Consider the following 25,350-nt stretch of genomic DNA (forward strand, 5'->3'; position numbering starts at 1 on the left):
GCGTCGTGCTCCTGTTTCGTGGAGGCGGAGTGTGCGGCGATGATATCGTCCCACTGCTGCTGCGAGGTCTCGAACTCCTGCGACTGGTAGTAGAAGCGCACGAAGCCCGGTGCGGCGACCGGCTGAATGGCGCCTTCGGCGGCGGAGACCGCGCGGGCGAGCGAGCGCTTGACCAGATCCTGTCGAGCCATGAACTCGGAGTTGCCGCCGAGCAAAATGTCGGTACCGCGACCTGCCATGTTGGTGGCGATCGTGACCATGCCCAGCCGTCCAGCCTGGGCAACGATCTCGGCTTCCTTCTCGTGGAACTTGGCGTTCAGCACGACGTGGCGTACGCTCTTGCGCTTCAGGATGTCGGAGAGCAGTTCGGACTTCTCGATGCTGGTGGTGCCTACCAGCACAGGCTGCTTCATCGCGTGCAGGCGTTCGATCTCGTCGGCGACGGCGAAGTATTTTTCCTTGGCCGTACGGTAGACGACATCAGGATTCTCGATGCGCAGCATCTGCCGGTTGGTGGGGATGACGACGATGTCGAGCTTGTAGATCTTGTCGAACTCGGCGGCTTCTGTCTCGGCGGTGCCGGTCATTCCGGAGAGCTTCTTGTACAGGCGGAAGTAGTTCTGGAAGGTGATGGTCGCGAGCGTCTGATCTTCCTTGCGGATCTGCACGCCTTCCTTGGCTTCGACGGCCTGGTGCAGGCCATCCGACCAGCGGCGGCCGGGCATCAGGCGGCCGGTGAACTCGTCGACGATGATGACCTCGCCGTCCTTGACCACGTACTCCACATCGCGCTTGTAGAGCGAGTGTGCCTTGATGGCGACCTCGATGTGGTGCTTCATGTCCCAGTTCTCGGGGTCGGCGATGTTGCCGATGCCGAGGATGGCTTCGATCTTCTCCCAACCCTCGTCGGTGACGGTGATGGCGCGCGCCTTTTCGTCGACGACGTAATCGCCGGACCAGGTCTTGGTCTCGAGCGTCTCGATCAACTCGCCCAATTCCAACTTGGGAATAACGGTATTGGCGATGGCGTATTTGTCGGTGGTCTTATCGGTAGGGCCGGAGATGATGAGCGGGGTGCGGGCTTCGTCGATGAGGATCGAATCGACCTCGTCGACGATGCAGTAGTAGTGGCCGCGCTGCACGGTCTCGCCGAGTTCGAACTTCATGTTGTCGCGCAGATAGTCGAAGCCGAACTCGTTGTTCGTGCCGTAGGTGATGTCCGAAGCATAGGCTTCGCGGCGCTGGCGGTCGTCGAGGTCATGCACGATGACGCCGACTGTGAGACCGAGGAAGCCATAGATCTTGCCCATCCATTCAGCATCGCGCTTGGCGAGATAGTCGTTCACCGTTACGACGTGGACGCCGTGGCCGGCGAGCGCGTTCAGATAGCAGGGAAGTGTGGCGACGAGGGTCTTGCCTTCGCCGGTCTTCATCTCGGAGATCTTGCCGGAGTGCAGTGTCATGCCGCCGATCATCTGAACGTCGAAGTGGCGCATGCTGACGACGCGGCGACCGGCCTCACGAACGACCGCGAAGGCTTCGGGCAGAAGCTCATCGAGCGCGGCCTTCTCGGCAGCGACGATCTCTTCGGCATCCGTCAGGCCTTCGATGGCTTTGGCGATGCGGGCTTTGAATTCAAGAGTTTTGGCCTGCAGCTCGGCGTCGGAGAGGGATTTTGTGGCCTCATCGAAACTGTTGATCTGAGCAAGCACAGGGAGCATGCGCTTGACGGCGCGTTCGTTGCTGGTACCGAAGACTTTGGCGAGAACTTTGTTGAGCAAAACGGGTGTCCTTCTTGCGTGGGCGCCAGGTGGAGACACAGGCGCAGAGGATCGCAACCTCGAGTTTACGTGAAACGGATAGGCCGAACCGGAGTGGTGACCTGGACGAAACGCGCGGGAGGGCGGACTCTAGACGCCGAAACCGGTGACGGCCTGGAGCTCCATGGAGTGTGCGGAGGGCGGGCGCATCGTCCAGACGGTGCGGTGCAGCGCGAGCGAAGCGACGGGAAGATCGAGCGCAAGGGCGTCGCTGCTATCGGAGTTGAACTCCGATAGGGTGCTGATTCCGCCACGGTCCTGGCCCAGCAGCATGCTGATGTAATGGCCACCGATGCTGAAGTCGCCGTCGCGCAATGCCGATCCTTCTGCCACGCCAAGAGAGGCGAGCAGCAGGAGGACGCTTGCGAGATGGATCGCGCGGAGTCGCATTGATTGAATTTTAGCCGATAAGGCTAGTTCTTGAGGAAGGAGGCGACCGGAGATTTGATGGCCTGAAGGGCTGCGGCGACATCGGCAGCGTTCCGTTCGGCTCCCTGGGGGCTGGTATGGGTGTGATCTTTCGGAAAGAGAAGAGCCGTTTTTTCAGGGCCAAGGGCCTCCAGGCGGTTGGCTTCGAGGGTCGCCATGTCGGCAATAGGGACGTGCTGCGCGGCGGAGACCTGGTTTTCGTAGTCGCGGAAGCCCATGTCGCGCTCGATGTGGCCATCGTTCCAAATGTTGCGGATAGTAGGGGTTAGCAGGATGGGGGTGGCGCCCTTAGCGCGGGTGTCTGCAATATATTTGCGGAGATACCAGCCGTAGGTGTGGACGGTTTCGGTAGTTTTGCCGGCGAGTGGGCCGATGGTGAAGGGGGTCTTGATGGGGAGGTCCACGGTCTCTTCTCCAATGCCCTTGAGACTGTTGCGGCCTTTGGAGTCATTGCGGAGGGAGTCCGAGGTGCCGGCTCCGTCGTTATGGCCCATCTGGATGAGGACGAAGTCGCCGGGCTTGATCTCGGAGAGGACGTGATCCCATAGACCTTCGTTGAAGTAGGTGCGGGAGCTTCGGCCGGCACGGGCGCGGTTGGCTATATTGACGCGCGAGGTGTCGAAGAGAGCGGCGAAGTGGTCGCCCCAGCCGAGGTCGGCGCCATTGCGCGCGGTGGAGTCGCCGACGATGAAGACGGTAGGCAGCCTGGGATTGAGGGGAGCGTCGATAGGGGTGTTGATTTGAGGTGGGGCATCCGGTGTAGCCGGTATATTTTGCTGCGCCAGGGCCAATGATCCAAAGACAAGGGCAAGCACGGCAGGAAACGCCAGAAAACGGAGGGCACGTGCTGAATTCATGTGGGAAATAGTATCACTGGTGGATTATGTCGATACCTTTTTGGCAATCGCAACCGTTGCGAAAAAGGGTGTCTGGCAGCGGTCCGCAGTTGCTCCATTTCTAGAGAGCCGCGAGCTGCCAGAACTTTAAATAATTCCTGCAGATAGTACGATGGGCATAATTTCTAGCAGGTATGGAGCGTTCCGTGAAGTTGAGCAGTGGATATGCATTTATGGTTGCCGTGCTAACGGTGAGTGCGGCGGCACAGCAGGCTGGTACGTGGACGGTCAAGCCGGAGTGGGTGCGGGCCCATGAGGAGTTTCTGGCCAGCGATGCGATGCATGGCCGTGGCAGCGCGACTCACGATGAGGAGATCACGGCGACCTATGTGGCCTCGGAGTTCAGGGCCTATGGATTGAAACCTGCTCCGGAGATGCCGGGCTATATCCAGAGCGCGGAGGTTGTTTCGCCTGTGCTGGATGGCCACGCCGCACTCTCTGCACAGAGCGTTTCTGCGGCTGAAGGTACGGATCTTCAGCTTTTGGCTTCTTCGGGGGAGAGCGTGTCCGGCTCCCTGGTGCATGTATCTGCCAAAGAAGTCGGCGCAGCAAAGATCGATCGCAACTCGGTGGTTCTGCTAACCGGTTTGGCGCCTGGGCAGGGTGCGTTGGGTGTACTGCGGTCCGTCTGGAGACAGCATCCGGCAGTGCTTGTTTTGGAGCAGGGGGAGGAGACACAGCAACTCTCTACGATATTTGGTGGCAAGACCCACGTTTCTATTCATTTGAAGGAGATGCCGGCGGAGTTCGATGCGACGATCGTTGCGCTGAGCGGTAAGGTGTTCTCGCAGCTTGAGGCCGCAAAGGATGGCGAGCGGATAGGAGTTGCCGTGCACACCACTCTGCAGACTGCACCGAGGATGACGTATAACGCCATCGGCTACCTGGAAGGGAGCGATCCGAAGAGCGGGACGATTCTTCTGACAGCGCATCTGGATCATCTGGGGGTAGGGAGTGCGGTGAATGGGGATGCGATTTTCAACGGTGCGAATGATGATGCGGCGGGAACGACGGCCGTATTGGAGCTTGCGCATGCTCTCGCGGCAGGCCCTCGGCTGAAGCGCAATGTATTGTTTGTCTGCTATGGCAGCGAAGAGATTGGCGAGCTGGGGTCAACCTACTTTGGAATGCACCCGCCTGTGCCCCTGAAGGATTTGGTGACGAACCTGGAGTTCGAGATGATCGGCGCTCAGGACCCAAAGATGCCTAAGGGAGTGTTGTTGCTGACTGGCTGGGAGCGCTCAAACCTGGGGCCAACACTGAAGAAGCACGGCGCGTTGGTGGGGCCCGATCCCTATCCGGAACAGCACTTCTTTGAGCGTTCGGACAACTATGCGCTGGCGTTGAAGGGCGTAGTGGCGCACACGGCAGCAGGCTGGGGAACGCCGCCGACGTACCATCAACCGGACGATGACCTGGCGCATCTGGATCTGCCATTTATGACGGCTGCGATCCAGAGCCTGGTGGAACCGGTGCGGTGGTTGGCCGACAGCGACTTCAGGCCAGAGTGGGTGCCGGGTGGTGCGCCGAAGAACTAGGGAGCCTTGAGAGGTTTCTCATGGCGTCCGTTGCTCTACGGCTTTTGTGCGTGAAAGAGGTAATGGTTGAGGTCCGGCCAGAACTCCTTGACCTCGAAGGTGGCAGCATCGATGGCTATATCCAAGCCCCACTGGCTGCCGGTATTGCCGAAGCCACGCTGGCTGGATGGATAGTAGAGGTTGGAGATACCAGCAGAGGCTCCGGCACCAATGACTTCGCCAGCGTTGAAGACCTCATGGCCAGAGTCTGACCGGGTGATCACAGCGCGGCTGAGGGCATATTCGGTGCGTTTGAGAAACCCTCCGCGGCCTAACGTGTAATACCGAGTGTCTTCGTGAGTGACGGCGGGCACAATAAATTCCACCCAGTAGTTTTCGCTCGTCTGATCCACGGTTGAATGCCACAGGTAACGGCCATAGCCGACTCCGCCTTTACCAAACTCGGGTATGGAATTGCGCCCCAGGTCGAAGCCTGCAAGCGCTGCGGGAACAACGAGGGAAGAGTAATCGAAAGAGTCCTGGCTCGCGGTCACGAATTTCTCTTTGACCGATTGTGGCGGCAGCTTCTGATCCGCGCTCACGGCACGGAAGTTCGGGATGATGCCGAGGATGCGCGTCGTCTGTTTGCCCGTGGAATCGTCGCTCTGGGGTGTCTGAGGTGTTGGAGCATCGATGGTGGGTTGCAGACTCGACGACTCCAGAGGAGACCCCGCGATCGCGGAACTGGTGGCCTCACCCGGATCGGGCGAGGAGTTATACCGGGCGCTGGCCGCTGGGCTCACAGCGGTATTGGGAGCGGTAGAAACCGCAAGCTGCTGCGCACAGAGTCCACCGGTGCAGAGCAATCCGAGGAGAAGAGAGGTCGAAACTGTCTGCCATCGAGAGATCGTCGTCATGTTTCCTTATACGTTAGTTGCTTCTGGACTGGATTTGGATTCGAAGAGCTCAACTTGCTCTATGTATTCCTATCGTTGCAGTTGTTATAGATGGACGAGAGGGCTGCTGGGATGCACAGGATTGTGACTCCATCAAAAGAATCAAAGATTTAGGATAGCTTGGATGAACGAAGTGGCGGGAGCTATGCTGTGGGCATCTGCGCACTGCACCGTCGCGGAGTATGAGGAGAGTTTTGATGAGCAGCAAGGCAGTACAGTTTGGCAAGGACAATGGCGCACGGTTTGTCGAGGAACTAAAGGCGCTGCTGCGTATCCCATCGATTTCAACAACGCCGGAACGCGCAGGCGATGTACGCAAAGCGGCGGAGTTCGTGGCGGCGGGTCTGCGTGCGGCCGGCATGGAGAACGTGCGGCTCATTGAAACTTCGACCCCGAAGCGCGAAGGACATCCGCTGGTCTATGCCGACTGGTTGCATGCCCCTGGTAAGCCGACGGTGCTTTGCTATGGCCACTATGACGTGCAGCCTCCCGATCCGCTTGACGAGTGGAAGTCACCGCCGTTCGAGCCGGAGGAGCGCGACGGCAACATCTATGCACGAGGGGCCGTCGACGACAAGGGCCAGATGTGGATGCATGTGAAGGCGCTAGAGTCGCTGCTGAAGGCCGAGGGTAAGCTGCCGGTCAATATCAAGGTGATCGTCGAAGGCGAAGAAGAGGTTGGAGGCGAAGGCATTGCGACGTTCGTTCGTGAGCATGGCGACGTGCTGAAGGCCGATGCCGCACTGGTCAGCGACACCGAGATGTTCGCGCCTGAGCTGCCAACGCTGTGTGTGGGCCTGCGTGGCATGATCTATACCGAACTCGAGGTGCGTGGCGCGGCGACGGATCTTCACTCCGGCATGTACGGAGGCGCTGCCCCGAATCCCTTCGTAGCTCTGGCTCAGATCATTGCAAAGTTGAAAGACGAGTCCGGGCACATCGCAATTCCCGGCTTCTATGACGGTATCGAAGAGCCGACCGCCGATGAGCTAAAGGCGTGGAAGTCGCTGCCGTTCGATGAGGAGCACTATCGCAAGACCGAGGTTGGCTCAACGGAGCTGACTGGGGAATCGGGTTTCAGCGTCCTGGAGCGTACCTGGTCGCGGCCGACGATGGATGTTCACGGCATGCCCGGCGGTTTCACGGGGGCCGGCGCGAAGACGGTGATTCCCGCAAAGGCGCTGGCGAAGATCAGCTTCCGCCTCGTACCGGGAATGACTCCTGATGCGACATTTGCGAAATATAAGGCCTTCGTGGAGGAGATCTGTCCCAAGGGCATTCAGGTGTCGGTGAGGATGATCCACTCGGGCGAGCCGATCGTCGTGAGCACGGATAACGACTACATCCGTGCGGCGAAAGAGGCGATGGGAGAGGTCTTTGGCAAGGAGACGGTCTTCGTGCGCGGTGGCGGGTCGATTCCGATCGTCGGTGACTTCGTTCGGGAGCTGGGGATCCCGACGGTAATGATGGGCTTCGGTTTGCCGGACGACAACCTCCATGCGCCGAACGAAAAATTCCATCTGGCGAATTTCCATCGCGGGATTGAGTCGATCGTGCGGTTCTTTGGACTGGTTGGCGGCGCGTAGGGGAATCTCTATCGAGTTGCGAGGGATGATCGCTTGAGCGATACGAAGCTGCCCGTGCATGGATTTGTGCTGGCAGGCGGTAAGAGTTCGCGCATGGGCCAGGACAAAGCGCTGCTCCCATTTTGTGGGCGACCGATGATCGAGATCGCGGTTGAAAAGCTGCGGGAGTTCTGCGCGGAAGTCAGCATTGTGGGGAACCGAGAAGACCTGCAGGTGTTTGCGCCGGTAGTCCGGGAAGAACGGTTGAATGTGGGGCCGGCAGCAGGGGTTGAAGCTGGCTTATTTGCAGCGCTGCAACCGTGGACGATGTTTATACCGGTTGACGTCCCGCTGGTGCCGTTGGAAGTGCTGGGGACATGGGTCGCGGCTGTTATCGAACAGCAGGCAGCAGGATATGGCGCGAGCTGTCTGCTGGTCAATCAGCAGCGACAACCGGCGTTTTGCATGATGCGGCGGGAGTGCTATGGGTCTGTCACGCTTGCTCTCGAGCGAGGCGAACGCCGATTAGACGATATCTTGATAAATCTTGACAAAGACAAAGGGGTTGGCGGGGTATGGGTTTGCGATGTAGCGAAGCTTGCGTATACCCCCAATCCGGCATATTTGGATAGGAAGCTTTGGTTCTCAAACGTGAATACGGCACAAGAACTTGTTGAGGCGGAAGCCTGGGCTGTCGCATCGAAGGTATGAGCGCGAGTGACATACTAAGTCCAGGAGCGATCTATGACCGACGACAAAGAGGCCGCGCTGCCCAAGGGCGAAGAAGAGTCCTTGACGGCGGAACTCTCGCCAGACGTCTCTCCCGTCGTACAGGAGTTTATGGCGGAGGCCGCGCAGGCCAACGAAGAAGAAGCTGAAGCTATTGCGCAGGATACGACCTTCGCGGCGGACGCAGGGCTGGCCGGTGCGGCCTTTTCGACAGCTTCGCTGATAGGTCCCTACATCTCGTTCGAGCACGTCTGTAAATCATTTGGCGACTTTATCGTCTTAGAGGATGTGAGCTTCTTCGTCAACCCGGGGGAGACGCTCTGCATTCTGGGCCGAAGTGGTGTCGGCAAGTCGGTTTCACTACAGATATTGATGGGTTTTCTCAAGCCGGATCGTGGCACCGTGCTGGTTGCCGGTCAGGACATCTCAGGTCTCTCCGAGCGCGAAATGCAGGAGGTTCGACGCAAAGTCACGATGGTCTTCCAGAACGGAGCGTTGTTTGATTCTGTTTCGGTGGGCGAAAATGTGGCGTTTCCTCTGCGTGAGCGTAGAACCATGGAAGAAGACCAGATCCAGCAGGTAGTAAAAGGTTTATTGGAGATGGTCGGTGTTGCCGGGATGGAGAATATGCTGCCTTCAGACCTTTCTACGGGCATGAAACGATCGGTCGCCATCGCCCGCGCACTCGCAGCCCAGCCCTCGGCTGTGCTGTACGACGAGCCGACCACCATGGTCGATCCCTTGATGGCGCATCTTCTTGGCGATCTAATCCAACGCTTGAAGGTGCAATTGCATCTGACGAGTATTGTAGTTACTCACGACATGCGGTTTGCTCAGAAACTGGCCGATCGTGTTGTCTTTTTGCATGAAGGTAAGGCTAGTTTCTTCGGCACAATGGAAGAAATGCACGCCAGCAAAGACCCCGTGCTTCAGGAATTCCTTGCATTGGATGCCTTGGTTCTGCCAAACTAGCAACACACTCAACCCAGTAGGCGCAACTTTTTTGAAATGATTGTGTTACGGGAAACAGCCTCTTGTTTCTTCTATCTTCAATAAGATGCTGTCACCCTTTGTTCGGTAGACTAGGGAACACACTCAACAAGATATACAAACGCCAGTTCACTGGCGTTGGGGCCATTTACGGTAGCTCAAGATGACGACACCTGACTATCTCCAACAGATAGTGATTTCCGGAAGACAAAGAAGGTTGAACGCCTCCGCGTCTGGAGCTGCGGGCACGCTATCGCAGCCGGGATTGACCAGCATCGTCTGGGCGAGTTTTGACTTTCTGAGTGCCCTGCTGGGCGGTTTAATTGCGTTTAGGCTCCGGCTTATTCCCGAGGGCCGCGTCCCGGCCGATAGGGTTTTGGCTCATCTTGTGCCGGTGGAGCCAGCCGTTGCATTGATGTTCCTATTTCTTTTCGGCGCCTATCTGGTGATCTTTGCGCGGATCTATGGCCTGTATGGCATGGCCCAGAACCACAGCGGCCTGCACGAACAGCGGATGACTCTCCAGGCGACCCTGACCGCAGGTTTGCTGCTTTGCGGCAGTTTGTACGTCATGCACGGATATGGCATCTCGCGCGTCATGGTGATGCTGACGGTTGTGCTCACCATGGTGATGGTGATGGTGCGGCGCGCGATCATGCGGAAATTGCGGCAACGCCGCTACCTGCAGGGGTTGGAAACGCGCAACATTCTCATTGTGGGCGATGGGCGTGTGGGCCATGCGCTCCGCAATCATCTGGAAACCCTCCGTCACATGGGTTTTCGGTTCATGGGTTTTATCTCGCTTATGCCGCGCAGGGACGATCAAGCGGCCCCCGACGTGATCGGCGACGTTCGCGACTGTGTCGCTTTGGCGAGGTCGTTGTTTGTCGACGAGATTTACTTCTCGACTCCCGCGGACAAGCAGACTGTAGTTGCGGTCGTCGAAGAGGCTCGCTCGCAAGGCATTGATGTACGTGTGATTCCCGACCTCTATGACGGTTTAGCCTGGAATGCGCGAGTGGAATATATCGGTCAGTTTCCGACCATTCCGTTGCATCGCCGCGAGTTTCCACGCGGTGCTTTCCTGTTGAAACGCATTCTGGATGTAGTGCTGTCGCTCATCGTGCTTCTGTTGGTCTCGCCTTTGATGATTGCTATCGCCACTGCGGTTCGGTTCGGTTCGAAGGGGCCCATTTTTTATAGAGCGCAGCGCATCGGTCGTAAAGGACGTACTTTCACCTGCTATAAGTTCCGCACCATGGTGGTGGATGCCGATCGTCTGCGCAAGGACTTGGATCATTTGAACGAGCGTGAAGGAGTGCTCTTCAAGATCAGCAACGACCCCCGGATTACCAAGATCGGGGCTATGCTGCGCAAGTACTCGCTCGACGAACTTCCGCAACTTTTCAATGTATTGATCGGTGATATGAGCCTCGTGGGTCCACGTCCGCCGATAGCCTCGGAGGTCGAGCAGTACGATATCGCTCACCTGCGCCGGTTGGATGTGCTTCCGGGCATCACCGGCTTATGGCAGGTGGAAGCGCGTCAGGATCCCTCCTTCGACAGTTACATCTCGCTCGACACGGCCTATGTCGAGAATTGGACACTGCTCCTGGATCTTCGTATCCTTGCGCGGACCATCGGGGTCGTTGTGGGTGGCACAGGCTCTTGAGGTTGTTTTTTGCCGGTGCCTGTCCCAAAACCGTCCTCGCGATAGAACAGAATTCCTATAGGTATACCCAAAGGCAATCAATTGGACGGCGCTTTTCTCCAAGAAAAGCGCCACTCCTAACCTCCTTCCGGGGCACAGTAATAGGGATTCTGCTCTAGACTTGAACTGTGCGGATTGCGCTGGCCCAAATCAACCCGACTGTCGGAGACTTCTCCGGCAATCTGAAGAAGATTCGTGAGTTCACGGAGCGAGCGGTCGCGGAACACGCTGACCTGGTGATTTTTCCGGAACTGGCGACGTGTGGATACCCCCCTGCAGACCTTCTCGAAAAGGAATCGTTCTTAAAGCGCGCGGAAGAGTCGTTGACCGAGATAGCTGCGCTGACCAAAGGTGAAGGTCGCCCGGCGATCCTCTGCGGTTCGGTGCTACCGGTCCATCGGCCTACCGGCAAGCACGTGCGCAACGTCGCAGCTTTGCTGGAGGCGGGAGAGATCCGGTGTCTGCAGCAGAAGATGTTGCTTCCGTTCTACGACGTCTTTGATGAGCAGCGTTACTTTGAGCCAGCGACACAGCAGTCCCTCGTCGTCGTCAAAGGGCAAGCCGTGGCGATCACGGTGTGTGAGGACGCCTGGAACGACAAGATGTTCTGGCCGCGTCTCAACTATTCCATCGATCCCGTCGAGGAGTTGATGAAGCAGTGGGCTGTGCTGCCGCAACCGCTGAGCGGGCCGCGCCTGATTCTGAACATCTCCGCTTCACCCTATTGGCATGGCAAGGCCGAGGTCCGGCAGCGCATGATTGGCGCCCTGGCGAAGCGGCACAACGCGACCGCTGTGCTGGTGAACCAGGTGGGCGCGAACGACAGCCTGATCTTCGACGGAAACTCGTTCGTTGCCGGTCCTGATGGGGAAATTCATACCCAGGCCCGCGGCTTTGTTGAAGATCTTGTCCTCTTCGATACAGACAATGTCCCGGCGAAGACGGTCTCAGTATCGGATACAAACTACGAAACCCAGACAGCTCTTACCTGGCAGGCGTTGGTGCTTGGAACTCGCGATTACGTGCGCAAATGCGGCTTTCAGAAGGCAATTCTTGGTCTGAGCGGCGGCATCGACTCGGCTTTGGTAGCGGTGATTGCAGTGGAAGCGCTGGGGGCAGAGAATGTGCAGGGAATCGGTATGCCGAGCGAATTTTCTTCGAGCGGCTCCGTCAGCGATGCCGAGAAGCTGGCCCAAAATCTGGGTATTCCATTCTCCGTTGTGCCCGTTCGTGAGATTTATACAAGGTTTTCTGAATCGCTCCAGCCGTTTTTTGCTGGCACTCCGTTTGGTCTGGCCGAAGAGAACCTGCAACCGCGTATTCGTGGCAGCCTCCTGATGGCGCTCTCCAACAAGACTGGTGCGTTGGTGCTAACGACCGGCAATAAGAGTGAGATGGCGACCGGTTACTGCACGCTCTACGGCGATATGGTCGGAGCTCTTGCCGTGATCGGCGATGTGTATAAGACGGAGGTCTACGCTCTGAGCCGTTACGCTAACCGCGAGCGTGAGATCATCCCGGAAGATACCTTGACGAAGCCGCCTTCGGCCGAACTGCGGCCTGGGCAGAAGGATACCGACTCTCTGCCTCCTTACGAGGTGCTCGATCCCATCTTGAAGGCTTACATTGAAGAGTACTGCTCTGCCGAAGAGATCGAAGCCCGGCAGAATGTCAGCGTGGAACTGGTTCGGTCTGTGATTCAGCTCGTTGAGCGCAGCGAATACAAGCGGCAGCAAGCAGCGCCGGTACTCAAGGTTTCCAAGAAATCCTTTGGTATGGGGAGACGTTTCCCCATCGCCGCAAAACGCGAAGTTTAAAAAGATGCCCGAATCGGGCTCAGGAGATAGCAAGACGTGAAGAATAGCAAACTCGCATGGGCAGCCGGTTTGGCGCTGCTGACAACCGCAGCCTCCAACATTGCACAGACGCCCGCGCCACCCCAGCTTAGCCCCGCGACACAAGAAGCCAATCAAGCCGCAACCCCGCAGGCGCCTGCACCGCAAGCTGCAGCCCATGCCAATCCGTTTCCTGCGGTGAATCCGAAAAACTTTACTGCAACCTCTCCAACGTCCGATGACGTCAACAGCTTTCTGAAGTCAATCTGGGGCTACGACGAGAACCGCGTCTGGAGCGTCGCTGCAATCCTCGCAACACCGGCGCCCGGTGTCAGCAAGGTAGTGGTCTTCGTAGCCGACAAGACACAGCCAGGCAAGGGCACGCAGACCATCTTCTTCACAACGCCTGACGGCAAGCATGCGATCGCCGACAATGTGATCGACTTTGGTCCGAAGCCGTTTGCCGAGTCGCGGAAGGCGCTGCAAGAGCGTGCCAATGGACCTGCGCGGGGAGCGAAGAGCAACGATCTTCTGTTGGTTGAGTTCGCCGATCTTCAGTGCCCGCACTGCAAGGAAGTGCAGGCGATCATGGACAACATCGTGCAGGACTTTCCTCAGGCGCGCGTAGTGTATGAGAACTATCCGATCACCGGGCTTCATCCGTATGCGTTCCGCGCGGCTGCAGAGGGCGAGTGCGTACGCAAGGCCAAGGGCGATGCTGCCTTCTTTACCTATGCACAGGCTGTCTTTGACACACAGGAAGGTCTTACTGCTGAGCGTGCAGACGCCACGTTGAGCGCTGCGGTCACCAAGGCTGGCGGAGACCCGGCAGCGGCTGCTGCCTGCGCGGAGACTCCGGCGATCAAGGAGGACGTCAATGCCTCCGAGAAGCTTGGCACGGACATCGGAGTCGATCAGACACCCATGCTTGCGGTAAACGGCCATCTGCTTCCGATCGCGTCGATTCCATACGAGACACTGAAGAAGATCATCGCGTACCAGGCCGGGCAGGACGGCGTCGTTGTGCATGTGCAGCCCACGCTTTCGACACTGAAGTAGTATTCAGCGCGGGATAGAGAACCGATGGGGCTACAGTTGTAGCCCCATCGTCGTATCAGACATTTTTCCCGGCCAATTTCTCCAGACCTTCTCCTGTCAGAAAAACAATCCGCCAGTCGTTCAGGAAATGAGCGCCCATCGACTTGTACATGTCGATGGCGTGTTGATTCCAATCCAACACCGCCCACCGGATGAAGGCACGACCTTCCTGTTTTGCCGCTTGCGCAACATGTGCCAGCAATGCGCTGCCGATTCCGCGACGACGAAATTCCGGAAGAACAAAGAGATCTTCGAGATAAAACCCGGTGCCGCGCCAGGTGGAGTAGTAGGGGAAGAACACTGCGAAACCCACAGGCTCCCCGCACCATTCGCCGATGAAGACTCGAAACTGCGGGTTCGCGCCGAAGCCATCGCGCGCTATGTCAGCCTCTGTCGTGCGGACCTGGTCTGGCTCTTTTTCGTACTCGGCAAGCTCCCCTATCAGTCTTCTGATCAGGGTGGCGTCGGCGATGGTGGCTGCACGAATCGCTATCATCGGGTTCTGCCTCCACGTAATCCGGGTTTTAAACTTTGGCGCAGTTCAGTGTGTTTTCTCAGGTTCATCTTTCACCCGTGTCTGATCTGTGATCCAGTTGACCTCCCACGTCTTGCCTCCGTCGTCCGAATAGGACTGCTCAAAGTGGGCAGAATTGGGAGTGATCTTTGACCAGACAAATCGAACGTAGACGGATCGTCCCTTCCATAGCTCCTGATCGTAGAACTCGCCGTGTCGGTCCTTGAACTCGCCCACCATGGGTTGAAGAGGTTGGCCTAAGTCAGGGTCCTTGCTGCTAGCCCAATAGATGCTCCACTGATGAGTGAGCGGATTGTAGACGCGCAGAGTAAGACCTTCTATGTGTCCGGTTGGGCTATCGGTTTCGAACTCCTCGATATTGCCGCGCCCATCCCAAATCTTTCGTGTAACCGAAGTGCCATCAAATTCGACCCAGGTCTTGGAGCCGGCTAAGCGATCCTGCAGGCGCGACAAGTGGATCTTCCAGGTACCTATCTCATAGTCAAAATCGTGTTGCCCGTCTCGCACCGTGTCGGGTTTGACGGTCGGGGTTTGTGAAGACGCGGACGAAGGCTGTGCAAGATAACCAACGCTGCACAGCAGAAGAGACAGGCCAACGGATCTTAGTGAGTTCATTGTTCCTCCAGGTGTACGATTGCGCGTTAGTTCGAGGGCTGCGTTTCTCGGGTCAAATCGGCGGTAAAGTTGGGCTCCCACATTTTGCCGCCATCGTCCGAGTAGGCCTGTTCAACGTGGTGTGAGTTCGGAGTGATATCCGACCATACGAATCGAACAAGGATGGTTCTGCCGTTGTATGTCTCCTGGTCGAAGAGTTCGCCGCGCCCGTTCTTGAACTCCCCAATCATGGGCGGATTCAATGTGCCGTCGTTGACGTTGGCAAAGGTCTGGCTCCACTGGTGGGATTGAGGGTTGTAGAGAAACAGGGTCAATCCCTTGAGGTGAGTCGTCGCATTGCTGGCGTCGATCTCCTCCAGGTTGGCGCGGCCATCCCAAACCTTCCGGACGGTGACTGTGCCGTTGAGTTCTACCCAGGTGTTGGAGCCCGATAGTGGTTGCGTAAGGCGCCGGATGTGTGTCTTCCATGTGCCGAAGTGGAAGTCAAAATCGTGTTGACCGTCTCGCACTTGTTGCGGGCCGGCTTGAGCCGCCGCTGGGGTCGCTTGTGAAGATGCAGGAAGGGGATGGATGAGAAGACCAAACAGGCTCAACAGGAGATACGGTCTGATGTGTCGACGCAGGTTCATTGTGTCCTCCAGATTTAGCGTTCGCCTATTCACTCGAGTCAGGTTGCTTCCCTGTGATTCCATCAATGGCAAGGCTGAACATTTGCTACGGTTACAAGAGTGACGTGAACTATGGTATTTTCATATATCCACTTTCTATGGAACTCGCGATACCACTTTCGAAGAAAGGCGAACCGCTCTTCCGGCAGGTTTACCTTGGCCTGCGACAGGCTATCCTCGTGGGTAATTTCCGCGCTGGTGACCAGCTTCCTTCGACGCGAGACATGGCTGAACAGCTCGGTATTTCAAGAACAGTTGTACTTCTGGCCTATGACCAACTGCTCGCGGAAGGCTTCGTTGAAGGCCGTAGCGGCTCAGGAACCTATGTGTCCGAATTCCTGAAGGGCACCCGTCCTAAGAGTCCGGAAAAATCTGCCAGGGTACAACTTTCGCGTTTTGGAGTTGCGGCCGCCCAGGCTGCGAGTGGCGTGGATTTTCCAGATCGGCGCTCTGCCGTGCTTCGCTACAACTTTGCATTTGGCCGGAGCGACACGACGATCTTTCCCTTTGAGATGTGGCGTCGCATACTGCTGGCGAAGGCGCGGGAAGCGTCGGTACGCGAACTCGACTACGGCCCTGCAGCGGGAGTCCCCGCACTGCGCGAAGCCATCTGTGTTCATCTGCGGCGGTCTCGCGCGGTGGTCTGCGATCCGTCGGAGGTGATTGTTGTGAACGGCTCCCAGCAGGCACTGGATCTGATTGCGCGGGTCCTCGTGGAACGCGGCGATAGTGTGGCGATCGAAGATCCGCAGTATCAGGGCACAAGAGAAGTGCTTCGCGCTGCGGGTGCCCGGTTGCGGCCTGTCCCGGTCGATCGTGACGGCTTGAATCCCGCGAAGCTGCCGAAGCAGGCCAGGCTGGTATTCGTAACGCCATCGCACCAGTTTCCAACCGGTGCGATTCTGTCGCTCGCCCGGCGTATCGAGCTCCTCGAATGGGCCAGGCGCACCAACTCAGTCATCGTCGAGAATGACTACGATGGGGAGTTTCACTATCAGGGGCGGCCGCTGGAGTCTTTGCAAGGCCTCGACACAGAAGGCCGAGTCATCTACTTAGGGACGTTTTCGCGCACGGTGTTTCCTGCTCTCCGCATCGGGTATCTGATCGTGCCTAAGTTGCTGGCCCCCGCATTCACGACTGCCAAGTGGCTTTGCGATCAACACTCCGCCACGCTGGAGCAGCAGACTCTGGCGGAGTTTATAACTTCAGGAATGTATGAACGCCATCTGCGCCGGCTTCGCCGCAGGAATACAGCGCGCCGCGAGGTGCTGGTTCAGGCCATTCAAAAGTACCTGGGCGAACGTGTCGAAGTGACCGGCGATGGCTCTGGGGCTCACGTCGTATTGTGGCCCAGAAAACGCGTCTCGGAAGATACCGTAATCGCTCAGGCAGCCTCTCGAGGCGTGGGTATTTACGGAATATCCCATTCCTTTCTCACGCGGCCATCAAGGCCGGGATTGATGCTCGGCTACTCGACGATGAACGAAGCAGAGATTCGAGAGGGCATTCGACTCCTGGGCGAAGTACTCTAGGACTGATTCGACTGACCTTTATCAACCTATCGGTATACGCAGCAGATCCCAAAGCTGCCGCTTGCCATCCAGTGTTACCCGTACAGCTCGCGTGTCGCGCATCGGGGCCATCCACCTGAGATCGTTGAACCGCTTGTACATCGCACAACCAAGAGTTCCGGCCAGATGATGCCGGCGTTCCGTCCAGTCCAGGCAGCGTCGCGCAAGCTTCTTTTGCGAAAGATCGGACGATGGAAGCTCGATACCGAGCGCTTCCATCCAGGCTCGTCCTGATGGGGTAACGTTGTAAGTCTTTGCGTCGGATGCTCTGAGTAGGTCACGTTCCTCCAGTGTCTCGGTAATCCGCACACCAAGCCAGCCTGCAAGGTGTGAGTAGCAGGTACGTGCATGACCCAGGCTTCCCGCACTCGCTTGGCACAGGCTGTGGTTCCGGTCGCCGGACCGCGGCCGGGCAGTTAGCACCAGCAGGGCTTCAATCGCATCAGCAACCTCGGCACTCGAGAGCCGATAGTATCGGTGCCGTCCCTGACGTTCGAAACTCAGCAACCGGCCTTCGACTAGCTTGGCGAGATGACCACTCGCTGTCTGCGCTGAAACGTTGGCGATGGTGGCCAGTTCTCCCGCCGGTAAAGCGATACCGCCCATCAGGCTGAGCAGCATCGCGGCGCGTCCGGGGTCGCCCAATAGGTTAGCGGCAATCGACAGGTCTTCATGCATATAGAAAGTATGCCGCTTATGAAAGCCGATATACTTCGGCCAGCGACGAAGTATATCGTTGCATCTCTGGACTAGGCTGTTCCCGGAGGTAATCCTGTGATTACGCTGTATCTTCGTTACACCATCGATCCCAACAAGTTCTCCGACTTCGCAACCTACGCTGCGGAGGAGCAGATTCCTATTCGTGAGAGCGGAGGGAAGATCGTCGGCTACTTTCTGCCCACGGACTTCGCAGGGCCTACCAATGAAGCCTTCGGTTTGATCGATTTTCCATCGCTTGCGGAGTATGAGATCTACCGTGCCAAGCTGGCTGCGCATCCCCTGCACAAGAAGAACGCCGCGATTCTCCAGAGCAGTGGAGCAGTGCTCTCTATTCAGCGCTCGCTGATCCAGCGGGTGGAACCGGCAAAGGAGCCACAGTCATGACGGCGTTATCCCAAAATCCCGAAATCCCCGGCTACAACTTTGGCGCTCCGGAAGTTGCTCAATCGCCGCTTTCTTCTGAAGACCTCTTGCATTTGGAACAGACGCTCGGCTGGACGCTCGCCGATGAACAACTGCTGCGGAAGCATGCCGCATTATTCGAAGCTCAGGCGGAGCACATGGTGGACTCCTGGCGAGCCATCATTGGAGCGCAGCCGCATCTTGCGCACTGGTTCGTCGGACCTGACGGTCAGCCGGACGACGAGTACAAGGCACGTGTGAAGAGCCGGTTTGTTCGGTGGGTTGTCGATGTAGCGACGCGTCCGCACGATCGTGCATGGCTGAACTATCAGGAGGAGATTGGTCTGCGGCATACTCCGGCGAAAAAGAACAAGACCGATTCTCGCCATACTCCGCCTGTCGTGCCCCTACGCTATCTGTGGGCCTTTGTTCCTGTGGTGACAGAGGTACGTAGCTTCTTTGAAAGCGCCATCTCAGATTCGGCCGAGCTCACAGCCCTTGAGCGTGCCTGGACTAAAGCCGTGCATTTACATGTTGTGCTCTGGACGAGGCCTTACACCTCCGAGGGGCTTTGGTAATCCGCGTGGGGATAGAACTCCTGGCGGCCGTGCCTGAGACATACATAGGATGGCCGGTCCGGATAAGGCATATTTGGTGAGGCGCTATGTCACAGTAAATAAGAAGGTTATTAGGGTTTCGAAGATTTTGAGCACTTTCCTGGAGAACCCTGATTCCCAAGTGCACTCTGGGGCAACGCGGACGTCATCCCAGAGGATATTGCTGCGAAAGATGTGGCCTGTCTGAAAGGTCTGGCCGTATAATGACCACCCTTGCCTGTCGCTGAATTGGTTTACCCACAGGGTTCCCGACGCTGGACACTGTCCTGTCATAAACTAATAATGAGGCCCACTGAGAATAATGTGCGGTATTGTTGGTGTCTTTGGACACAATCCAGTTAGTCAGGTGATCTATGATTCCTTGTCCATGCTGCAACATCGCGGGCAGGACGCAGCTGGCATTGCCACCTGTTTTGAGGACCGTTTCTACCTCGAAAAGGGCAACGGACTGATCACCGAAGTCTTCGATGCCGCCAATATGGCGCGCCTGCTGGGCAATATCGGACTTGGACATGTGCGCTATCCGACCGCCGGCTGCGCCTCGGTGGCCGAAGCTCAGCCCTTCTATGTGAATTCGCCGTATGGCATCGTTTTTGCGCACAACGGTAACCTTACCAACGTGCCGGACATCGTCGAGAGCCTGTTCCACACGGACATGCGGCACCTGAACACGACCTCCGACTCCGAAGTGATGTTGAACGTCTTTGCCCACGCCCTGACCCGGCGCGGCGCGGTGAAGCCCAATGAGTTCGACATCTTCGCAGCCGTCGAAGAGGTGCATCGACGATGTAAGGGTGGCTACGCTGTCATCAGCGTGATTGCCGGAGTCGGCATGGTGGCGTTTCGCGATCTGCATGGTATTCGGCCGCTGGTCTTCGGCTCTCGTACCGAGGGTGGCAAGACCGAGTACATGATCGCCTCCGAAAGTGTTGCGTTGCAGGTAAGTGGCTTCAAGATCGAGCACGATCTCGCCCCTGGCGAGGTGATCTTCATCAGCGACGCGGGTGAGCTCTATACGCATGTAAGTTTGCAGGCACACGAGAAGGCCCCCTGCCTGTTCGAGTACGTGTATCTGGCGCGTCCCGACTCCACACTCGATGGTGCATCCGTCTATCAGTGCCGCATCAATATGGGGACCAAGCTGGCAGCGAAGATCAAGCGCGAGTGGGCACATGTGCCCATCGATGTGGTCATTCCGATCCCTTCAACCAGCCGTGTGGCGGCCCAGGAGATTGCGACGCGTCTCAACATCCCGTATCGCGATGCGCTCGTGCGCAATCGTTATGTAGGACGCACCTTCATCATGCCGGGACAGGCGATGCGCAAGCAGTCCATCCGGCGCAAGCTCAACCCGATTCCGCAGGCGTTTGAGGGCAAGAATATTCTGCTGGTGGACGATTCGATTGTGCGCGGCACGACGATTCGGGAGATCATCGCGATGGTTCGCGAACAGGGTGCGAAGAAGGTGTACGTCAGCTCCGCCGCCCCGCCGGTGCGCTTTCCCAATGTCTACGGCATCGATATGCCGGCTCGTTCGGAGTTGATTGCCAACGGCAAGACCGTGCAGCAACTCGCGACCGATATCGGAGCCGATGAGCTGATCTTTCAGGACCTGCAGGACCTGAAGGACTCGATCACCGAGGCCGAGCCTGGTCTTGCGCACTTCGACACATCCGTCTTCGATGGAACCTATGTGACGGGAGATGTTACGGAAGAGTATCTCGCCACCCTTGAAAAACAACGCAACGAAGCCGCGAAACATACAGAAGATGTCGCCAGCCATATCACTAGAAACTTCTCATCCCGCCTCTAGCGTGAAACCATCGGTGCGCGTGCTGCCGGGTCCGGCAGCGCTGACGCCGTTTGAGGCTAAGCGGCTCGCCGAGCGCCTGCGCGTGCTGGACGCGGGTGTCTCCGGCGTTTCAGTGTCGTATCTCTATTTGCTGTCAGTGCGCGAGGGCGCAGTCGACGAGACGCGGCTGGCCGAACTGCTGGGGCATGACGCGGAGATACTCTCCGGAGCCAGCGTCTGGATAGCTCCTCGTCTGGGTACGCAGTCGCCATGGTCCAGCAAGGCCACGGACATCCTGCACAATACGGGCTTTAGCAACATCGAGCGGATTGAGCGTGCGCGTGTCGTGCATATTGCGGGCGCGCACGATGTGAAGGCGCTTGTCGGCGCTCTGCACGATCGCATGACCGAGAGCGTCTTCTTCGAGAGTGCTGAAGAGCTGCAGGCACTGTTTGCTCCGCGGCAGCAGAAACCGCTGGCGCACATCGATGTGCTGGGCAACGGTGCTGCTGCGATTGCGGCGGCGGATCGTGAGCTTGGCCTGTCGCTGGCGGCGGATGAGATCGACTATCTCGTTGCGGAGTTCAAAAAGCTGGGCCGCAATCCGACTGACGTTGAGCTGTACATGTTCGCGCAGGCCAACAGCGAGCATTGCCGTCACAAGATCTTCAATGCCACATGGACGATCGACGGCGAGAAGCAGCCGCGTTCCTTGTTCCAGATGATTCGCAATACCAACGAAGTCTCCGGCGACAACGTGCTCTCGGCCTACCGGGATAACGCGGCGGTCATTCGCGGGTCGCGCGGCGGAAGGTTCTTCCCCGATGCCGAGGGGAACACGTACGGCTATCACGAAGAAGACATCCACATCCTGCTGAAGGTCGAGACGCACAATCACCCAACGGCAATCTCTCCGTGGCCCGGTGCCGCGACTGGCTCGGGTGGTGAGATTCGCGATGAAGGGGCAACTGGCCGTGGCGCAAAGCCGAAGGCTGGGCTGAGCGGATTTACCGTTTCCAATCTTGATTTGCCGCAGGCCCCGCAGCCGTGGGAGCAGCCGTATGGCCGCCCTGCGCACATCGCCTCTCCGCTCGACATCATGATCGAAGGGCCGTTGGGTGCGGCGGCGTTCAATAACGAGTTCGGACGGCCCAATCTGTGCGGCTACTTCCGGACGTATGAGCAAGAGAACGAAGGCCAAGTTTGGGGCTATCACAAGCCCATCATGCTCGCGGGCGGACTGGGCAATATCCGCGAGGAGCACGTCGAAAAGGGCGCGATGAAGCCCGGCTATGCGCTGGTCGTGCTGGGTGGTCCGGCGATGCTGATCGGCCTTGGCGGTGGTGCGGCTTCGAGCAGCGCTGGCGGCGGCAACACCGAACTGGACTTTGCCTCTGTGCAGCGCGACAACGCCGAGATGGAGCGCCGCGCACAAGAGGTCATCGACCGCAGCTGGCAGCGCGGAGAGAGCAATCCGATTGCATTCATTCACGATGTCGGCGCGGGTGGATTGTCGAATGCCTTTCCTGAGTTGGTGAAAGATGGTGGCTGCGGCGGCACGTTCGACCTGAACGCTATTCCGCGCGGCGAAGCTGGTCTGAGCCCGCTGGAAACATGGTGCAACGAGTCGCAGGAGCGCTATGTTCTGGCGATAGCGCCTGAAGACCTCGCAACCTTTGAAGAGATCTGCACGCGCGAGCGCTGCCCGTTTGCCGTGATCGGCTATGCGGAGCAGGAGCCGCATCTGACGCTGAATGACGGAGCAGAGAAGCCGATCGATCTGCCGCTGCAGGTGCTCTTCGGTAAGCCGCCGAAGATGGAACGGGCGTTTACCCGCACAGACCTCAAGACAACGCCGCTGGATCTATCCGGCGTAACGGTCGCGGATGCCGTGGAGCGTCTACTGAGACTGCCGACGATTGCATCGAAATCATTCCTGATTACGATTGGCGACCGCAGTATCAGTGGCATGGTCGTGCAGGACCAGATGGTTGGCCCGTGGCAGGTTCCTGTCGCTGACTGTGCCGTGACGCTTACCTCGTACGACACAACCACCGGCGAGGCGATGGCCGTGGGCGAACGCACCCCGCTGGCTGTGATCGATGCGGCAGCCTCGGCGCGCATGGCTGTGGGCGAAGTGATTACCAATATGGCGGGAGCAGCCATCAGTGAGCTCTCCGACATCAAGCTCTCGGCCAACTGGATGGCCGCTGCAGGGCAGGGCAATGAAGACCAGAAACTCTTCGACGCGGTACATGCTGTTGGCATGGAGTTCTGCCCCGCACTGGGGATGACGATTCCTGTCGGCAAAGACTCGATGTCGATGAAGACGAAGTGGCGCGAGGGCGAGACGGAAAAGGCTGTGGTGTCCCCGCTGTCGCTGATCGTCTCCGGCTTTGCGCCCGTGATCGATGCGCGCCGCACGCTGACGCCGCAACTGCAAGCGGGCGAGACCTCGTTGATTCTGATCGATCTGGGTGAGAGCAAAAATCGCCTTGGCGGATCGTGCCTCGCGCAGGTCTACAGCCAGATGGGTGATCAGTCTCCGGATGCACCGCAGCCTGCGACAGTAAAAGCATTCTTCGAGTCGATTCAGCGGCTCAACCGCGAGCAAAAACTCCTCGCCTATCACGACCGCAGCGATGGCGGTCTCTTCGTCACGCTCGTGGAGATGGCCTTTGCCGGACAGATGGGCCTGGAGATCGATCTTCCCAGCGCCGATCTCGGTACCTTGTTCAGTGAAGAGCTTGGAGCTGTGATTCAGGTTGCGAGCGACGACGCGCTGACTGTGCTCAATGCTCTAAAGTCCGCAGGACTTGCCGCGCGGGCAATCGGTCACAGCGCTCCAGGTAATGAGATCGTCTTTCGTCAGGGCGAGCAGGTTGTCTACAGCAATACGCGCACAGCGTTGCAGAAGATGTGGGCCGAGACGAGCTTCCATATTCAGTCTCTGCGCGACAATCCGGAGTGCGCTGCGCAGGAGTTTGCGTTGCTCGATGAGGTAGCCCGTCCAGGCTTGTCGGTGAGTACACCGTTTGAACCTGCGGAGCGTGTCAGCGCACCATTCTTCCATAGCACCCGCCCCCGTGTGGCGATTCTTCGCGAGCAGGGCGTAAACGGACAGGTAGAGATGGCCGCTGCCTTCGACCGTGCAGGATTTACTGCAGTCGATGTAGCGATGAGTGATCTTCTTGCTGGCCGAGCGAACTTAGGGGACTTCAGCGGTCTCGCAGCTTGCGGCGGCTTCTCTTACGGCGACGTGCTGGGCGCGGGGAGCGGATGGGCGAAGACGATCTTGTTCAACGACCGCTTGAAGGACCAGTTCACCGACTTCTTTCATCGCGAGGACACCTTCTCGCTCGGCGTCTGCAACGGTTGCCAGATGATGGCGCAGCTGCGAGACATCATTCCCGGTGCCTCGGCGTGGCCGCTCTTCGGGCGCAACGTGTCAGCACGATTTGAAGCGCGAGTGTGCATGGTCGAAGTTCAGGACACGCCGTCACTATTCTTTAGTGGCATGACTGGGGCTAAGGTTCCTATCGTAGTCGCGCACGGCGAAGGTTATGCAGGAGTAGACGGAGATCTAACCGCTCTGCGCTTCATAGACACGTACGGCCATGTGACGGAGCACTATCCGCTCAATCCGAACGGCTCTGTACAGGGTGTTGCAGGATTGAGCAGCGCCGATGGTCGTGCGCTGATCCTGATGCCTCATCCGGAGCGCGTCGCGCTGGGTTTGCAACACACCTGGACACGAAAATTGCAGCACAGCCCATGGCAACGTATGTTTGACAATGCTCGCAGATGGGTGAGGTAAGGAGAGAGTTTGAGCGCGAAGATTGATTACAAGTCCGCCGGAGTGGACATCGAGGCCGGTAATGAAGCAGTGCGGCGTATCAAGTCGCACGTCGCACGCACGCACTCGGCTGCGGTGTTGACCGGACTCGGATCGTTTGGCACGCTGTTTTCGCTGGGCGATGCGCTGAAGGGCATGAGCGAGCCGGTGATGGTGCAGAGCACTGATGGTGTCGGGACCAAAACAAAAGTCACCGTGATGGCTGGACGCTACGAAGACCTTGGCCGCGATCTCGTTGCCGCAGTTGCAGGTGACATCGTTGTGATGGGCGCGAAGCCGCTGACGTTTCTCGACTACGTTGGCCTGCACAAGACAGACCCTGCGATTGTGGAGGAGCTTGTCCGCGGCATGAGCGCGGCATGTTTCGACGCAGGCATCGCGTTGGTCGGTGGCGAGACAGCGGAGATGCCGGCGGTATACGCCGAGGGCGATCTCGATGTCGTTGGATTTGTAACCGGCGTCGTCGAGCGTGAGAAGTTGTTAACCGGAGCTACCATTGCGCCGGGTGATGTGCTCTACGCCATCAACTCCAGCGGCCTGCATACCAATGGCTTTTCGCTGGCCCGCAAGCTCTTCTTCGAGATTGGTGGCTATGCCATTGATGCGAAGCCGGAAGAGTTTGGCGGTAAGTCGCTCGCCGATGTGCTGCTCGCGCCGCATGCCAACTACGTCGCGCCGGTGCAGAGCATCCTTGGGGCCGGCATTCCAGTCAAAGGCATGGCGCACATTACTGGCGGCGGCTTAGTGGAAAATGTTCCACGCATTCTGCCTGAGGGGTTGGGTGTGGTGATCGACCGTGCGACGTGGACGCCGCAGCCTGTCTTCGCGACGATGCAGAAGCTCGGCAGCATCGACGACCTTGAGATGCACCGGACATTCAATATGGGCGTCGGTCTCGTGATCATCGCACCTGCAGGCCTGCAAGACGACCTGGCTGCTGCGATTGGCAGTTTCCCAGCATTGCGCGTTTGGCAGCTTGGCCGCGTTGAGGCTAATGCTTCCGGCGTGCGGTTTGGTGGTGAATAAAT

The 25,350-nt window shown here is 58.1% G+C and carries 21 protein-coding genes; 13 read left to right on the plus strand and 8 right to left on the minus strand.

The genetic code is table 11. The annotated features are described in order from the left end of the window. The 3 genes from secA to GSQ91_RS21925 all read right to left on the minus strand — a co-directional run. Positions 1 to 1,781 (minus strand): preprotein translocase subunit SecA (gene secA / locus GSQ91_RS21915; RefSeq protein WP_158823906.1); only part of this gene is annotated, 1,781 nt, incomplete at its 3' end. 129 nt (positions 1,782 to 1,910) lie between these two features. Next, on the minus strand, positions 1,911 to 2,210 hold the full coding sequence (locus tag GSQ91_RS21920) for a hypothetical protein (RefSeq protein ID WP_158823907.1): 300 nt from the start codon (positions 2,208 to 2,210) through the stop codon (positions 1,911 to 1,913). A gap of 23 nt (positions 2,211 to 2,233) precedes the next feature. Further along, complete coding sequence (locus GSQ91_RS21925) at positions 2,234 to 3,106, minus strand: rhamnogalacturonan acetylesterase (RefSeq protein ID WP_158823908.1); 873 nt, start codon at positions 3,104 to 3,106, stop codon at positions 2,234 to 2,236. Positions 3,107 to 3,291: 185 nt separating this feature from the next. Here GSQ91_RS21925 and GSQ91_RS21930 point away from each other — a divergent pair, with 185 nt between their 5' ends. After that, positions 3,292 to 4,683, plus strand: a complete 1,392-nt coding sequence (locus GSQ91_RS21930; RefSeq protein ID WP_254064816.1) for a M28 family peptidase — start codon at positions 3,292 to 3,294, stop codon at positions 4,681 to 4,683. A 35-nt stretch (positions 4,684 to 4,718) separates the two neighbouring features. Here GSQ91_RS21930 and GSQ91_RS21935 read toward each other — a convergent pair whose 3' ends face one another. Then, the gene (locus GSQ91_RS21935) at positions 4,719 to 5,579 is read right to left on the minus strand and encodes a hypothetical protein (RefSeq protein WP_158823909.1); all 861 of its coding nucleotides are present in this window, start codon (positions 5,577 to 5,579) and stop codon (positions 4,719 to 4,721) included. A 236-nt stretch (positions 5,580 to 5,815) separates the two neighbouring features. Here GSQ91_RS21935 and GSQ91_RS21940 point away from each other — a divergent pair, with 236 nt between their 5' ends. From GSQ91_RS21940 to GSQ91_RS21965, 6 genes are all read left to right on the plus strand, one after another. Next, positions 5,816 to 7,204 carry a dipeptidase gene (locus tag GSQ91_RS21940; protein ID WP_158823910.1) on the plus strand — a complete coding sequence of 463 codons (1,389 nt, stop codon included), beginning with the start codon at positions 5,816 to 5,818 and terminating at the stop codon, positions 7,202 to 7,204. A 33-nt stretch (positions 7,205 to 7,237) separates the two neighbouring features. Then, the gene (locus GSQ91_RS21945; RefSeq protein ID WP_158823911.1) at positions 7,238 to 7,894 is read left to right on the plus strand and encodes a molybdenum cofactor guanylyltransferase; all 657 of its coding nucleotides are present in this window, start codon (positions 7,238 to 7,240) and stop codon (positions 7,892 to 7,894) included. A gap of 33 nt (positions 7,895 to 7,927) precedes the next feature. Continuing rightward, a complete protein-coding gene (locus tag GSQ91_RS21950) occupies positions 7,928 to 8,884 on the plus strand; it encodes an ABC transporter ATP-binding protein (protein WP_158823912.1) in 957 nt (318 codons plus the stop codon). 235 nt (positions 8,885 to 9,119) lie between these two features. Then, complete coding sequence (locus tag GSQ91_RS21955; protein WP_254064818.1) at positions 9,120 to 10,574, plus strand: sugar transferase; 1,455 nt, start codon at positions 9,120 to 9,122, stop codon at positions 10,572 to 10,574. Positions 10,575 to 10,741: 167 nt separating this feature from the next. Continuing rightward, the gene (locus GSQ91_RS21960; RefSeq protein WP_158823913.1) at positions 10,742 to 12,430 is read left to right on the plus strand and encodes an NAD+ synthase; all 1,689 of its coding nucleotides are present in this window, start codon (positions 10,742 to 10,744) and stop codon (positions 12,428 to 12,430) included. Between the two features lie 36 nt (positions 12,431 to 12,466). After that, complete coding sequence (locus tag GSQ91_RS21965) at positions 12,467 to 13,507, plus strand: thioredoxin domain-containing protein (RefSeq protein ID WP_158823914.1); 1,041 nt, start codon at positions 12,467 to 12,469, stop codon at positions 13,505 to 13,507. Positions 13,508 to 13,562: 55 nt separating this feature from the next. Here the strand turns inward: GSQ91_RS21965 and GSQ91_RS21970 are convergent, their stop codons facing one another. From GSQ91_RS21970 to GSQ91_RS21980, 3 genes are read right to left on the minus strand one after another with little or no spacing between them, the layout of a single operon-like run. Continuing rightward, positions 13,563 to 14,042: a GNAT family N-acetyltransferase gene (locus GSQ91_RS21970; protein WP_158823915.1), complete on the minus strand. Its 480-nt coding sequence runs from the start codon at positions 14,040 to 14,042 to the stop codon at positions 13,563 to 13,565. A 45-nt stretch (positions 14,043 to 14,087) separates the two neighbouring features. Continuing rightward, entirely contained in the window at positions 14,088 to 14,696 is a 609-nt protein-coding gene (locus tag GSQ91_RS21975; RefSeq protein ID WP_158823916.1) for a hypothetical protein, read from the minus strand. A 26-nt stretch (positions 14,697 to 14,722) separates the two neighbouring features. Continuing rightward, on the minus strand, positions 14,723 to 15,325 hold the full coding sequence (locus GSQ91_RS21980; protein ID WP_158823917.1) for a hypothetical protein: 603 nt from the start codon (positions 15,323 to 15,325) through the stop codon (positions 14,723 to 14,725). A 137-nt stretch (positions 15,326 to 15,462) separates the two neighbouring features. On the opposite strand from GSQ91_RS21980, the gene GSQ91_RS21985 reads away from it, so the two are divergent. Then, entirely contained in the window at positions 15,463 to 16,896 is a 1,434-nt protein-coding gene (locus GSQ91_RS21985) for a PLP-dependent aminotransferase family protein (RefSeq protein WP_158823918.1), read from the plus strand. Positions 16,897 to 16,917: 21 nt separating this feature from the next. On the opposite strand, the gene GSQ91_RS21990 is transcribed toward GSQ91_RS21985, so the two are convergent. Then, positions 16,918 to 17,613, minus strand: coding sequence for a helix-turn-helix transcriptional regulator (locus tag GSQ91_RS21990; protein ID WP_158823919.1), 696 nt, complete (start codon positions 17,611 to 17,613; stop codon positions 16,918 to 16,920). 96 nt (positions 17,614 to 17,709) lie between these two features. Here GSQ91_RS21990 and GSQ91_RS21995 point away from each other — a divergent pair, with 96 nt between their 5' ends. The 5 genes from GSQ91_RS21995 (at position 17,710) to purM (ending at position 25,348) form a co-directional block, all read left to right on the plus strand. Continuing rightward, complete coding sequence (locus GSQ91_RS21995; RefSeq protein WP_158823920.1) at positions 17,710 to 18,039, plus strand: NIPSNAP family protein; 330 nt, start codon at positions 17,710 to 17,712, stop codon at positions 18,037 to 18,039. After that, entirely contained in the window at positions 18,036 to 18,635 is a 600-nt protein-coding gene (locus GSQ91_RS22000; RefSeq protein WP_158823921.1) for a protoglobin domain-containing protein, read from the plus strand. Before GSQ91_RS21995 ends, GSQ91_RS22000 begins: the two co-directional genes overlap by 4 nt. Positions 18,636 to 18,975: 340 nt before the next feature. Further along, on the plus strand, positions 18,976 to 20,487 hold the full coding sequence (gene purF, locus GSQ91_RS22005) for an amidophosphoribosyltransferase (RefSeq protein ID WP_158823922.1): 1,512 nt from the start codon (positions 18,976 to 18,978) through the stop codon (positions 20,485 to 20,487). Positions 20,488 to 20,500: 13 nt separating this feature from the next. After that, on the plus strand, positions 20,501 to 24,283 hold the full coding sequence (gene purL, locus GSQ91_RS22010; protein WP_158823923.1) for a phosphoribosylformylglycinamidine synthase: 3,783 nt from the start codon (positions 20,501 to 20,503) through the stop codon (positions 24,281 to 24,283). 9 nt (positions 24,284 to 24,292) lie between these two features. Next, complete coding sequence (gene purM / locus GSQ91_RS22015; RefSeq protein ID WP_158823924.1) at positions 24,293 to 25,348, plus strand: phosphoribosylformylglycinamidine cyclo-ligase; 1,056 nt, start codon at positions 24,293 to 24,295, stop codon at positions 25,346 to 25,348. The last annotated feature ends 2 nt before the right edge of the window (positions 25,349 to 25,350 follow it).

The organism is Granulicella sp. S156 (genome assembly GCF_009766105.1).
In the GTDB taxonomy this organism is placed as follows: Bacteria; Acidobacteriota; Terriglobia; order Terriglobales; family Acidobacteriaceae; genus Granulicella.